This is a genomic window from Paenibacillus sp. FSL R7-277, assembly GCF_000517965.1.
Classification (GTDB): Bacteria; Bacillota; Bacilli; order Paenibacillales; family Paenibacillaceae; genus Paenibacillus_AQ; species Paenibacillus_AQ silagei.
The window spans coordinates 127539-140713 of the sequence record NZ_ASPX01000037.1 but is presented as its reverse complement, the minus strand read 5'-3'; the positions used below and the strand labels follow the sequence as shown (position 1 = coordinate 140713).

Sequence of the window (13175 nt, the reverse complement as noted above, 5' to 3'; positions counted from 1 at the left end):
AGGGGGACCTGCTAATGTTCAATACCGAACAAGTCAAAAGCTTTATTCTCCATCCGGAGCCGGCTGTGAGCAATACCGCTTTGAGGTATTTTGCCGACAGTTTCTTGTATGAGCACGATAATACGCTGATGCCGCTTGTGTTACAAAAGCTGAAGCAATGCAAGGATACCGAAGAGGTTCACCTGTTCCATGCCTATAAGTTCCCGCAGACCGAGGAAACGATCCGTGAGCTGCTGGCTTGGTACCAATCTCCTTCCACCCACTATAATACAAGATTTCTGGTGCTGGGAATTTTGAAGAATTGTGATCTTCGGCTATTGGACCCGTTCATGGAGTCTGTCCAGGAAATTCCGGAATGGAAAATTAAGGTTGATCAGAAGATTCGCCTCTCAAAGATGACAGACCAGGAGCTGTTGGACGAATTCAGCTTACATTTAACGGCCCCTGAGTCCGCATGATCTGTGGGCAGGCCTGGTCCGCCGAAATAAAGGAACTCCTGTGTTTGTGCCGGGTTCGCTGTTACTCGGGCATCCTCCCAGGCAGCCGGTTCAAGATGAACGAATTGACATGTAGCCACCAGCAGATGTATCCGGACTGAGGGTACGCTATTCGCCGAAAAAACCAACTTTTCTGTCTTAAACGGACTCAGAGGACGTTAAACTGTTCATTTGAGCAGAAAATGCGAAGAAACAGGTTACTTAACGACCCCTGAGTCCGCATGGCCCTGTGGACAGGCGTGATCCGCCGAAATAAAGGATCTCCAGTCCGCATAGTTCCTGCATGGTTCTCATCCTCCACTACCTAGTAGTGGTGGTTTCTTTGAACATTCATTTCCCGCTCAAACAGCGGAGAGGACGGAACGATTGTGGAAAAGCGATAGCGTTCGCCTTGGTTTCCGGATTTTCACCGATTAGGGGAATGAAAAAAATCTGGAAAACACAGCGATTGGAACAACGGTCCGTTCTTGCAGCGTTCACCCAAGTGCTCACCCTGATCCTACTCAAAAAAAGGGGGGGTCTCATCCCCCGGACAACAAAACAGCCCTCCCGAAGGAAGGCTGTTTCTATGACGTCCCGGAAGGGATTCGAACCCCCGACCGTGCGCTTAGAAGGCGCATGCTCTATCCAACTGAGCTACCGGGACATGAAGACTGACTGAAAAGCAAGCAAAAATTATGTTATCATACATAGTTAACTTTTTCAACTTGTTTTTTTGAAACCGGGCAGGGATATGCTATAATCTACAATTGATTAAGGTTCAGAAGCGATTACAGTTCGGAGAAAAGGAGGTGCCCTCATGAATCAATTCAATTCCCCCGCCAAAGAGAACATCGTGCTGTTTCCCAAGACCCTGGATTACTACCAGATTCAGCTCACAGTTATGCTGGAGAATGAACGTTACGGGGAAGCGATGGAGCTGTTGCGTTTTTTGCTGCAGTGCCAGGGACAGGAAGAGCGGCACTACGAGGAATGGCGGTCGCTGCTGGAATGGCTGGCGGCGGCCTTCCCCTACGCGGCGCAGGGCGGTGACGGGGAGGATGCCCCGGATGCGGAGGATATGGATCTGGGGGAAGAGGACATGGCCCGGATTCTGGCCAGATCCAAGCTGGAGGAGGATGCGGAGTACCCGGATAAGCTGCTGAAGCGGGTGATGAACGAACCGCTGTCTGAAGCGACAGTGCTGGCGCTGGAGCAGCTCTCCTACCTGGAGGGGAGCGGGGTGGATGAAGCGCTGACCGGCTGGCTGCAGCAGGCGGAGGTGCATCCGCTGCTGCAATTCCGCACGCTGCAGACGCTGCGGCGCAGAGGGGCTCAGGGGGCAATCAGGCTGAGCCGGGGCCATGAGGCCGCTGAGGTGGAGATCGAGACCGTGCCGCTGCAGAACGACGAATTCCCGCCGCAGATCAGCCAGGTGCTGGAACGGGTGGCAGAGCAGGCGGAGGTGCATGAGCCGACGCTGTATTATTTTGCCCAGGAGCTGTGGGGGCAGTTCGTCATGTCCATCTACGGGACGGCGGATTACCGCAAGCTGCTGGACGGGGAATATTCGCAGCTGGATATTTGGGCGGGGGCCCTGCACCAGATGGTGTCGGAGAGCCTGAACGGGAACCGCAAAGAAGAGGAAACACGGGGGATGTACGGCATCACCGATAGCATGCGCTTCCAATTTGAGGGGGCCTACCGTTCGCTCAGGGGATTCGTGAAGAGTTCTCTACTTGATAAATAAAGTAATGTTGTATATAATATAGTGGTTATTCTGTGCGTGAAATGTTGGACTATTTAAGTAAACATGTAACCTATTTTTGGAGGGAAAAGTATATTATGAAAGCAACTTGGGAAAAGATAGAGAAGAACCTCGGAGTTCTTGAAGTCGAAGTAGAAGCAGACCGCGTAGCTGCAGCACTCGACAAAGCCTTTAATAAAGTGGTAAAGAAAGCAAACGTACCTGGATTCCGTAAAGGTAAAGTACCGCGGCCGATTTTTGAATCCCGTTTCGGTGTTGAAAGCCTGTATCAGGATGCTATCGACATTCTTCTTCCTGAAGCTTACGGCGAAGCCGTTGAACAGACTGACATCTTCCCTGTAGACCGTCCTGAAGTGGACATCGAGCAATTCGCCAAGGGCCAGCCGTTCATCTTCAAAGCGAAGATCACAGTTAAGCCAGAAGTGAAGCTGGGCGAGTACAAAGGTCTAGAAGTACCAGTGCAGAAGGCAGAAGTCACTGACGAAGAGCTGGATGCTGAACTGAAGCGTCTGCAAGAGCGTCACGCTGAGCTTGTTGTCATTGAAGAAGGAGCAGCAGCGAACGGCGACATCACAGTAATTGATTTTGACGGTTCAGTTGATGGCGTTCCATTCGAAGGCGGACAGGCTGAGCGTCATTCCCTGGAGCTGGGCAGCAATTCCTTCATTCCAGGATTCGAAGAGCAGGTAGTGGGCATGTCCACTGGAGACTTCAAGGATGTTGAAGTAACCTTCCCTGAGACTTACCACGCTGCTGAACTCGCAGGCAAAGCTGCTGTATTCAAAGTGAAGCTGCACGAAATCAAGCGCAAACAGCTTCCTGAGCTGGATGATGAATTCGCCAAGGATGTTAGTGAATTCGACACACTGGAAGAATACAAAGCAGACCTGAAAGCACAGCTCGAATCCCGTAAGCAGGAAGAGCTGAAGAGCGTTCGTGAATCCGCGGTAGTTGACGCAGCAGCAGCTAATGCTGAAGTGGAAATTCCTGAAGCCATGATCGCCAGCGAAGTGGAGAACATGGTTCGTGACTTCGATACCCGTCTCCGTCAGCAGGGCATGAACATGGATATGTTCCTCAGCTTCTCGGGCCAGACTCGTGAAGACCTGCAGGGACAAATGAAGGGCGATGCTGAGAAGCGCGTTCGTAACAACCTTGTTCTGGAAGTTATTGCTAAGGAAGAGAAGATCGAAGTGTCGGAAGAAGAAGTTACGCAAGAGCTGGCTACTATGGCTGAAGCTTACAAGCGTACTCCTGAAGAAATCCGCAGCATTCTGGCAGCCAACGGTTCCCTGAGCAGCCTGAACGATGAGATCTCCCTGCGCAAGACCATCGAATTCCTCGTTAGCAACAGCGTGGAAGTTGAAGCTCCGGCTGCACCTGCAGAAGAAGCGGCAGCAGAAGAAGCAAAGGCTGAGTAAGCTACAATCCTTTACCTAGAACGGCTATCCATTAGCCTCCATAGAGATTTGATAAGGCACGTAAGTTTTTGTTACGTGCCTTATTTTTATCGGGGGCCGGGCGTTTGGTAGTACATATCATGAATCCGTCAATTGGCATTGTCCGTGGAATTGCGTTATAATGGCATGCACATGAGCAATGCGGTTTAGGGGCACAGTGAATAAATGACATCCCGCTTTGAACGTGTTAAAATATTTCTGAAACGGAAAGACTAATCTGTATAGAGAAAAGAGGTTGGTGGCATGAGTCTGGTACCAATGGTTGTGGAAACGACAAGCCGGGGAGAACGCTCATACGATATCTATTCCAGATTGCTCAAGGATCGCATCATCTTCCTGAGCAGTGCGATTGACGATGATGTCGCCAATCTGGTTATTGCGCAGTTGCTGTTCCTGGCAGCAGATGACCCCGAAAAAGACATTCACTTGTACCTCAACTCGCCCGGTGGTTCTGTCACAGCCGGCATGGGTATATATGATACGATGCAATATATCAAACCGGATGTTTCAACGATTTGCGTAGGGATGGCAGCCAGTATGGGATCATTGCTCCTGACAGCCGGAGCGCCCGGCAAGAGATATGCGCTGACCAACAGCGAGGTTATGATTCATCAGCCGCTTGGCGGCGTTCAGGGGCAGGCGTCCGACATCTGGATTCATACCGACTGGATCCTCAAGACCAAGGCGAAGCTGAATCAGATTTATGTAGAGCGCACAGGTCAGCCCCTTGACAAAATCGAACGGGATACAGACCGCGATAACTTCATGAGCGCGGAAGAAGCGAAGGAATACGGGCTCATTGACCAGGTACTCTCTTCACCGATCATATCTTAAAGGGGTGGTAAGATGTTTAAATTTAACGATGAAAAAGGACAATTGAAATGTTCCTTTTGCGGCAAATCACAAGAGCAGGTTCGTAAGCTCGTAGCGGGACCTGGCGTTTATATATGTGACGAATGCATCGAGCTGTGCACGGAGATTGTGGAAGAGGAGCTTGGCCACGAGGAAGAGCTGGATATGAAGGATATTCCGAAACCGAAGGAAATCCGTGATATTCTGGATCAATACGTTATCGGCCAGGAGCAAGCGAAGAAATCGCTCTCCGTCGCTGTATACAATCACTACAAGCGTGTGAACAGCCAGAGCAAGATTGAAGATGTGGAGCTGACGAAAAGCAACATTCTGCTGCTCGGACCTACAGGCTCCGGTAAGACCCTGCTGGCGCAGACAATGGCGAAGATCATCAACGTGCCTTTTGCCATTGCAGATGCCACTTCCCTTACGGAAGCCGGTTATGTGGGTGAAGACGTTGAGAACATCCTCCTGAAGCTGATTCAAGCGGCTGATTATGATGTGGAGAAAGCCGAACGCGGCATTATCTATATAGACGAAATTGACAAGGTAGCGCGTAAATCCGAGAACCCGTCCATTACCCGTGACGTATCCGGTGAAGGCGTTCAGCAGGCGCTGTTGAAGATTCTGGAAGGTACAGTCGCTTCAGTTCCACCGCAAGGCGGACGCAAGCATCCTCATCAGGAATTCATCCAGATTGATACTACGAACATTCTGTTCATCGTAGGCGGTGCCTTCGACGGCCTGGAGCAGATGATCAAGCGCCGTATCGGCAAAAAAGTCATCGGCTTCAACGCTGCGGTTGAAGGACAGAAGGACCTCAAGGCCGGTGAATACCTGTCCATGGTATTGCCTGAGGATCTGCTGAAGTTCGGTCTTATCCCAGAGTTCGTCGGCCGTCTGCCGGTGATCTCGACCTTGGAGCCGCTTGATGAGAGCACCCTGGTTCGTATTCTCTCCGAGCCTAAGAATGCGCTCGTGAAGCAGTATGTGAAGCTGCTGGAGATGGATAATGTAGCTCTGAAGTTCGAGCCGCTTGCTCTTGAAGCGATTGCGAAGGAAGCGATCAAGCGCAACACCGGTGCGCGTGGACTGCGTGCCATCATCGAGAGCATTATGCTTGATGTGATGTACGAGGTGCCTTCGCGCGATGACATCAAGGATTGTGTCATTACCGAGCAAGTCGTCCAGGAGAAGTCACTGCCGGAGCTCAGTCTCAAGAAGGATAAGAAAAAAGAAGAAAGCGCGTAAGCCAGGCTTAAATAACCGGGCCTGACACGGCTTAACAATACAGCTCAGGGTCTCCACTTTCTCCCGCATACCCCGCATGACCTGCGGGGGCGGGGAGGGTGGAGCTTTGATCGTTATGGGGGAGAAAACCATGTTCCTGAGACACCAGACCCGTCCCGTCAATGTTGGCGGAGTGATTATCGGGGGTAACAACGAGGTTGCCATCCAAAGCATGTGTACGACCAAGACTGCTGATGTGGAGGCAACTGTGGCCGAGATTCTGCGGCTGGAGGAAGCCGGCTGTCAGCTCGTGCGGGTAACGGTCAACAATGAAGAAGCGGCAGCAGCGATTAAGGAAATCAAGAAGCAGATTCATATCCCGCTCGTAGCGGATATTCATTTCAATTACAAGCTGGCCCTGCTGGCGATTGAGAACGGCATCGACAAGGTGCGGATCAATCCCGGCAATATCGGACGCCGTGATAAGGTGGAAGCTGTCGTTAAGGCCTGTAAGGAGAAGGGGATACCGATCCGTATCGGGGTTAACGCCGGTTCACTGGAGAATCACCTGCTGGAGAAATACGGTTATCCTACACCGGAGGCGATGGTTGAGAGTGCCTTGTACCATATCGGCATCCTGGAGGAGCTGGACTTCCACGATATTATCGTATCGCTGAAGGCGTCCGATGTGCCGATGGCCATCGAAGCCTACCGCAAGGCAGCGGAGGTCATTCCTTATCCGCTGCATCTGGGGATTACCGAGTCCGGTACTCTGTTCGCCGGAACAGTGAAGAGCTCCGCCGGGATTGGCGCGCTGCTCTCCATGGGCATCGGCAGTACAGTGCGGATCTCCCTGAGTGCTGATCCGGTGGAGGAAGTGAAGGTAGCGCGTGAGCTGCTGAAGACCTTCGGTCTGATCTCGAATGCGGCAACTCTGATCTCCTGCCCGACCTGCGGACGCCTGGATATTGACCTCTTCTCGATTGCGAACGAAGTGGAGGAGTACATCTCCAAGCTGAAGGTGCCGATTAAGGTATCCGTCCTCGGCTGTGCGGTGAATGGTCCGGGGGAAGCCAGAGAAGCGGACATCGGCATCGCCGGTGCGCGCGGAGAAGGGCTGTTGTTCCGTTACGGCAAGATGATCCGCAAGGTGCCTGAGGCGGAGCTGGTCTCCGAGCTGAAGAAGGAGATTGACATTATTGTGGAGCATTTTGAGGCGACTGGCGAGATTCCCGGCCGTAGTCATGCCGGACTGGCTCCGGCAACGCCAGCCGGCAATACCGGGAACTAATACTATATATAGCATCATGCCCTGTCCGCCCGGAGATGATCCGCAAGCGGGCAGGGCTTTTTGGTATGTCCGGCAGCGCTAACCCAGGCAGCAGAATCTTAAGACCTGGCTGCGGAGGTGCCCAGTTTCTGGCGGATCAGTGCGATCAGATACACGACCAGCGGAACAAATACGAGGTGGATGGCGGCGAATTTCCACCAGACATTTTGGGCTATATCTAGCACATACACTATGTTGATATAAACATTGGAGGCTAAGACGAATAACAGGACTGCCAAAGGATAGATCAGATGAGAGGTGCGTTTCAGGCGGAAGACGGTCTGCAAGTTTTGCAGGAGCAGCAGGAAGAGCAGCGATATTTTGATGAAGAAGGTCATAATCCAGATTGTAATCAATACCCCCTCTACCCGTTGCAGCACGTTGCCGATATTAATGGTCTTCGCCAGAACGAACACCGGGTAAATGCTGTTCGAGGTCTGTTCAATCCCGAGGACCATTACGCTAAGCAGTACCAGCACGAAGAGGATCAGCCCGCCGGCGGTCATTCCGCCGAGCAAAGCCCGCGCCTGCTTACCAGGCAGCTTCACCAGAGGGAGGAAGCCCATTAATACAATGGGCTCCTGGAACATGGAGGATTGGATGCCGGCAGACAGAGACGGTCCAGCGCCATCCTCCATGACGGGAAGAATATGCGTCCAGGTGACTTGAGGAATCAGGGCCAGAATGAGCAGCATCAGCAGCAGCAGCAGCCAGGGGAAGAGCAGCTCACCTAATCGGGCCAGGATAATGATACCCTTCCGGGCACCGATGACGATAACGAGGAGGAATATCAACTTGATCGCCTCTTGCGGGGTTTCAGGCATCACCTCTGTGGTGATGAAGGTTCCCATATCTCCGAGTAACGTACTGGTAAGGGTGAGGAAATAGAATAAGTAGATGAGCGAAAATGCCTTGCCCGGCCATCGGCCCAGCACGGACTCCAGAATTTCAAACAGATTCTGGCCCGGATACAGGCGGGAGAGAGCGAGACATAAACCAGCCATCAAAAGATTGATGAGCAGGCTGATGAGGGCGGCGATCCAGGCATCCTCTCTGGCGACCAGTGCTATGGAGCCGGGCAAATCAAGGATGGAGGTTCCGGTGGCGAGCCCGAAGGTCAGGATGAAGAATTGCACGGAGGAGAGCTTCTTGGACTTGCTCACAGGTCTGTCACCCTTTCAGTTCAATTACTGGTTACAAGTGAAGCAGCTTAACGATGCTCTCTACCCAGTTCATGGGCCGGATCACAGTAGAGCCTGCCATGTCGGCAATGGTGGCTGAAGCAGTAAGCAGCCAGAGCACGCAGAAGACCGCCGTATCCTGCGGAGAACGCAGCCTGATCAACTGAGGGAGCTGCGTAACGGCGGCAACCAGCAGGATCAGAAGCAGCAGCCCATCCCAGTTCATTTAGACTCCATCTCCCTTCTCTGCGGCTGATCAATTGAACCGATCCGCCGGACATGCGCATCACAGTCTACGCTTATCTTCACCTGCTTGAAATGCTCGTCCCACTCCTCACGGTAGGTTCTCCAGAGCCGGGGATATTTGCGGTGCAGCGCTTCGCCGAAGCCGAAGATGTCAGAGGCAAACGTCTTCTGCACATTTTGAATATTCCTGCTCATCACTGTTTTGTATTTCTTCTCGATTTCGGTTTGGAGCGTCTCCACATTGGCTGGCTTGCTGAGATCCATGGTGCTCTGGATCGTAGTAAGGTCGACCTCGACATTGATCCTCACCGTGAATTCGGGCTTACTGTCCGGGCCGATCCGGGGATGGATACGGCTCTCGGAGCGGGTGACGATGAATCCAATCTTGCCTCCATCGGGGCAGGTGACATTGCCGTTAGTAGAGCTTACTTCATTTAGTGTATAATTGACGGTCTTGCTTGTGCTCTCCCCCAGCCAGCCGACCAGGCGGTCTTTTTTGAAGATGGCCATTCCCGCCTGGACAATCTGTGACTTTGGCACAATGGATTGGACGTTTTGGAGCGTGCCCCCCTCCGACTTATCTCCTTTAAGCTGCACGCCGGACATAATAGGATTGGAGCCGCCGCGCTCCAGCTCAAGAATGAATTGCTGCAAGGTGATGCTGCCGGTAGCCGCCCAGTTTTTGTGGGAGACCATAATGGAGGAGTAGAGCGAATTGGCGGGAATCTGCTCGAGCGGTGTGTTAATCTCCAGAATGTCAGAGGCTTGGGAATGCTTCGCAACCACCAGGAAAAAATCACTGCGGAGCTGATGGTTCCGTGTAATGAAGTCCATAATGTCACTGACCCCTTGCCGGGCCAGCTCTTCCCCCAGAACCAGAACCCGGACATGGGATAAATAGAGAGCGTGCGGTGCGGCGCTGAGTATATGCTGCAGAGCGTCGGGGACGGTCTGTCCGGTGGCTTTGTAGGTGAGAACCGGCAGGCTTTTGCCGGATTCCCCTTTATTATTACGGGCTTCCCCGGAATTCAGCACCTGAGCGGACACGGCGTAACCCTGAGGAGCGGTATCAATCCCCAGCGCCATGACCACGGCCAGCTCGTTCAACTCCTTGCTGCTCCAGCATCCGGGTAATACCGCCAGACTGAAGACCAGAAGAAGAACCGGGAGGACTTGTTGGAAACGTTGGGTATTCATAGGAAGCACTCCTCTCTGTCAGTTATGCCCCGTGTATTTCTTCATGCTCCGCCTGGACATCCGGATTAGGCTGTCCTTTTGGCTCTTCCACTGCCAGGGTGCGAAGGAGGTCATGTAAGGGAGGCCCATGGATTCCAGGCTGCATAGATGCAGTCCCAGAATTAATAAGGCGACAATAATCCCGTACAGGCCGAAGGAGGCGCCGATTACCATCATCCCGAAGCGTAGAATCCGTACCGAAATGCCGATGTTGAATGCTGGTAGAGCGAAGTTGGAGATGGCGGTAATGGCGACTACGATAACCATAGCGGCCGACACCAGCCCCGCATCCACCGCAGCCTGGCCAATAACCAGCGTGCCGACAATAGATACGGACTGGCCGATTGACTTGGGCAGGCGAATGCCGGCTTCGCGCAGAATCTCGAAGGTAATCTCCATAAGGGAGGCTTCAAAGAAGGCCGGGAACGGAATACCTTGACGCTGTCCAATCAGGCTGATCAGCAGGGATGTCGGAATCATCTCCTGGTGGAACGTGGTAATCGCAATATAGAAGGCGGGGGTCAGCAGAGCCACCGCGAAACAGAAATACCGGAGGATACGGACCAGGCTGGCAAAATCGCTCCGCTGGTAGTAATCCTCACTGGACTGGAAGAACTGCACGAACAGCGCAGGGACGATCAGCACGAACGGCGTGCCTTCCACCAGAACGGTAATCCGTCCTTCGAGCAGTGCGGATGCGGCGGAATCCGGGCGTTCCGTATTGTAGACCGTAGGAAAAGGGCTGTATTGCCGGTCCTGAATCATCTCCTCAATGTAATTGCTCTCCAGCACGCTGTCGAGTCTGGCCGCATCCAGCCGTCTGCGCAGCTCTTGCAGCACTCCCGGATCAACATTGCCTTCAATATACATGACTGCTATGTTGGTCTGTGTCTGTTTCCCGAGAATTCTCTCTTCAATGCGCAGCTTCGGATTCTGGATTCTCCGGCGGATGAGCGCGGTATTATCCCGCAGGGATTCTGTGAAGCCTTCGCGCGGCCCTCTGACCACGGACTGGGAGCTGGCGTCCTCCACGGCCCGCTGCTTGAGCGCTTCTGTTCCGGCAGAGAGGGCGATTTCTCCTCCGTCGATGAATACGATAGAATTGCCGGCCAGCAGCTCCCTCTCTACCCGGGGATAATCGCGAACCTCCCCGACCTTACCCAGTGCGAGGGTGCGTGTCTTCAGCAGCTGCAGGCAGCTTGCCGGCTCAGGGTTGCTGAATGCATTGAACAGATCCTCGTCCTCATGGATCGCGTGGATCATCTCTTGCGGATCAGCCATGCCTTCAATATAGATAATGACAGCGGCGAGCGGGCCGAGCTTCATGAACCGGTAGATGATATCTGTGCTTATGCCCAGCCGGTCCTGCAACCCATTGGTGAATTCATCTAGTGATTGCGGCAGCTTCCCCTGTGTTATTTCTTTCTGTTCCGTATGTCTCATGGGCTTCACCTCCTGTCATTCGCGTATAGTCTTTCCGATTATGGAAATCGTATGCAATATGTGGACCGTCAGGGAGGCGGAGGCTTTTGTTTTTTTGCCGCCGGAGTTTACGAATGTTTGAAACGGCTATACTACCTAGTAGAAGCTGAATACAGAACATGCAGATGGAAGGATACAGGAGGGTGACCTATGGAACTAAGTATATTGCTGATGGTCGTGCAGCTCTTTTTCGCGCTGGTCATCGGCGTTTATTTTTGGAATCTGCTGCGGGGACAGAAGACGAACAAGACAGCGGTGGACAGGGAATCGCGCAAGGAGCTGGACAAGCTGCGGAAGATGCGGATGATCTCACTGACCAAGCCGCTCTCGGAAAAGACACGCCCCGCCTCCATCGACGATATCGTCGGACAGAAGGATGGGCTGCGCGCCTTGAAGGCCGCGTTATGCAGTGCCAATCCGCAGCATGTTATTATCTACGGGCCGCCGGGTGTAGGCAAGACGGCAGCGGCGCGGGTAGTTATGGAAGAAGCGAAGAAGAATGCGTTATCGCCATTCAAACGTGATGCCAAATTCACCGAGATCGACGCCACTACGGCGCGCTTCGACGAGCGCGGCATTGCCGATCCGCTGATCGGCTCTGTGCATGATCCGATCTATCAGGGTGCGGGGGCCATGGGGGTGGCCGGAGTCCCACAGCCGAAGCCGGGCGCAGTAACCAAGGCGCATGGGGGAATTCTGTTCCTCGATGAGATTGGCGAGCTGCATCCCATTCAGATGAACAAGCTGCTGAAGGTGCTGGAGGACCGCAAGGTGCTGCTGGAGAGCGCCTATTACAACTCAGAGGACAGCAATACGCCAGCGTATATTCATGATATCTTCCAAAATGGCCTGCCTGCCGATTTCCGGCTGGTCGGAGCCACGACACGGTCGCCGGACGAGATCTCGCCGGCGCTGCGTTCGCGCTGCATGGAGATCTATTTCCGTCCGCTGCTGCCGGAGGAGATTGCCGTGATCGGACGGGATGCCGTCCAGAAGATCGGGCTGAAGCCAAGCCCCGAAGCGGTCGAGGTTGTGCAGCAGTACGCTACGAACGGCCGCGAGGCGGTGAATATGATTCAGCTGGCTGCGGGTCTTGCGCTGACCGAAGGCCGGGATACGCTGAGCGCGGCGGAAGTGGAATGGGTCGCCAGCAGCAGCCAGCTGCCGCTGCGGACGGAGCGTAAGATACCATCCGCCCCGCAGGTCGGACTGGTCAACGGCCTTGCCGTCTACGGGCCCGGCATGGGCACACTGCTGGAGATTGAGGTCTCCGCCGCGCCAGCCCTTAACGGGCCGGGCAGGCTGAATATCACTGGGGTAGTCGATGAAGAGGAGACACGCGGAGGCTCGCGGACTGTGCGGCGCAAGAGCATGGCCCGGGGCTCGATTGAGAATGTGCTGACCGTCCTGCGCTCCATGAAGCTGGAGCCGGACAAGTATGACCTGCACATTAACTTCCCCGGCGGGACGCCGATTGACGGCCCGTCCGCCGGGGTGGCCATGGCGGTAGCCATCGTCTCTGCCATCCGGCAGCTGCCGGTGGACAACACGGTGGCGATTACCGGCGAGGTCGGCATCCATGGCCGGGTGAAGCCGGTCGGCGGCGTGGTCGCCAAGGTGGAGGCAGCCTTCCAGGCGGGAGCAACGACTGTGCTGATTCCGAAGGAGAACTGGCAGTCGCTGTTCGCCGATCTCGGCGCGCTGCGGGTGATCCCGGTGGACACGGTGGAGGAAGTCTTCCGCCACCTGTTCGGCACCGATACGGCAGACATCAGAATGCCCGCCGTATCCGGCGAGACCTTCTCTTCGGCGCCTTCACTGCTGAAGGCGGATGCTTCGGGCGAGAGTCTGCCCGGGTAAGACAGACACATAGTAGAATCCTCTGGCGGGTAGCTGCCGGGGGATTTTTTTTGG

General features: G+C 54.0%; 11 protein-coding genes and 1 tRNA gene. 7 read left to right on the top strand and 5 right to left on the bottom strand.

Annotated elements, in window-relative coordinates:
* Positions 1-14: 14 nt before the first annotated feature.
* Positions 15-458, top strand: coding sequence for a hypothetical protein (locus C173_RS14840; protein WP_036726032.1), 444 nt, complete (start codon positions 15-17; stop codon positions 456-458).
* Between the two features lie 611 nt (positions 459-1069).
* On the opposite strand, the gene C173_RS14835 is transcribed toward C173_RS14840, so the two are convergent.
* A tRNA-Arg gene (locus C173_RS14835) sits at positions 1070-1143 on the bottom strand.
* Positions 1144-1296: 153 nt separating this feature from the next.
* Between C173_RS14835 and C173_RS14830 the strand changes: the two genes are divergently transcribed.
* The 5 genes from C173_RS14830 (at position 1297) to ispG (ending at position 7077) form a co-directional block, all read left to right on the top strand.
* Positions 1297-2226: a hypothetical protein gene (locus tag C173_RS14830; protein WP_036726031.1), complete on the top strand. Its 930-nt coding sequence runs from the start codon at positions 1297-1299 to the stop codon at positions 2224-2226.
* A gap of 95 nt (positions 2227-2321) precedes the next feature.
* The gene (gene tig, locus C173_RS14825) at positions 2322-3665 is read left to right on the top strand and encodes a trigger factor (RefSeq protein WP_036726030.1); all 1344 of its coding nucleotides are present in this window, start codon (positions 2322-2324) and stop codon (positions 3663-3665) included.
* A gap of 282 nt (positions 3666-3947) precedes the next feature.
* Entirely contained in the window at positions 3948-4538 is a 591-nt protein-coding gene (clpP, locus tag C173_RS14820; RefSeq protein ID WP_036726029.1) for an ATP-dependent Clp endopeptidase proteolytic subunit ClpP, read from the top strand.
* A gap of 12 nt (positions 4539-4550) precedes the next feature.
* Positions 4551-5807 (top strand): ATP-dependent protease ATP-binding subunit ClpX, encoded by a 1257-nt coding sequence (gene clpX / locus C173_RS14815; protein ID WP_036726028.1) that lies wholly within the window; start codon positions 4551-4553, stop codon positions 5805-5807.
* 130 nt (positions 5808-5937) lie between these two features.
* Positions 5938-7077 carry a flavodoxin-dependent (E)-4-hydroxy-3-methylbut-2-enyl-diphosphate synthase gene (gene ispG, locus C173_RS14810; protein WP_036726096.1) on the top strand — a complete coding sequence of 380 codons (1140 nt, stop codon included), beginning with the start codon at positions 5938-5940 and terminating at the stop codon, positions 7075-7077.
* 98 nt (positions 7078-7175) lie between these two features.
* Here the strand turns inward: ispG and C173_RS14805 are convergent, their stop codons facing one another.
* The 4 genes from C173_RS14805 to C173_RS14790 are packed head-to-tail and all read right to left on the bottom strand — an operon-like array spanning position 7176 to position 11222.
* Positions 7176-8279 carry a GerAB/ArcD/ProY family transporter gene (locus C173_RS14805; RefSeq protein WP_036726026.1) on the bottom strand — a complete coding sequence of 368 codons (1104 nt, stop codon included), beginning with the start codon at positions 8277-8279 and terminating at the stop codon, positions 7176-7178.
* Between the two features lie 31 nt (positions 8280-8310).
* The gene (locus tag C173_RS14800) at positions 8311-8523 is read right to left on the bottom strand and encodes a hypothetical protein (RefSeq protein WP_036726024.1); all 213 of its coding nucleotides are present in this window, start codon (positions 8521-8523) and stop codon (positions 8311-8313) included.
* Positions 8520-9740, bottom strand: a complete 1221-nt coding sequence (locus C173_RS14795; protein ID WP_036726023.1) for a Ger(x)C family spore germination protein — start codon at positions 9738-9740, stop codon at positions 8520-8522. Before C173_RS14795 ends, C173_RS14800 begins: the two co-directional genes overlap by 4 nt.
* Positions 9741-9758: 18 nt before the next feature.
* A complete protein-coding gene (locus C173_RS14790; RefSeq protein ID WP_051478060.1) occupies positions 9759-11222 on the bottom strand; it encodes a spore germination protein in 1464 nt (487 codons plus the stop codon).
* A 189-nt stretch (positions 11223-11411) separates the two neighbouring features.
* Between C173_RS14790 and lonB the strand changes: the two genes are divergently transcribed.
* Entirely contained in the window at positions 11412-13121 is a 1710-nt protein-coding gene (gene lonB, locus C173_RS14785) for an ATP-dependent protease LonB (RefSeq protein WP_036726022.1), read from the top strand.
* Positions 13122-13175: the final 54 nt, after the last annotated feature.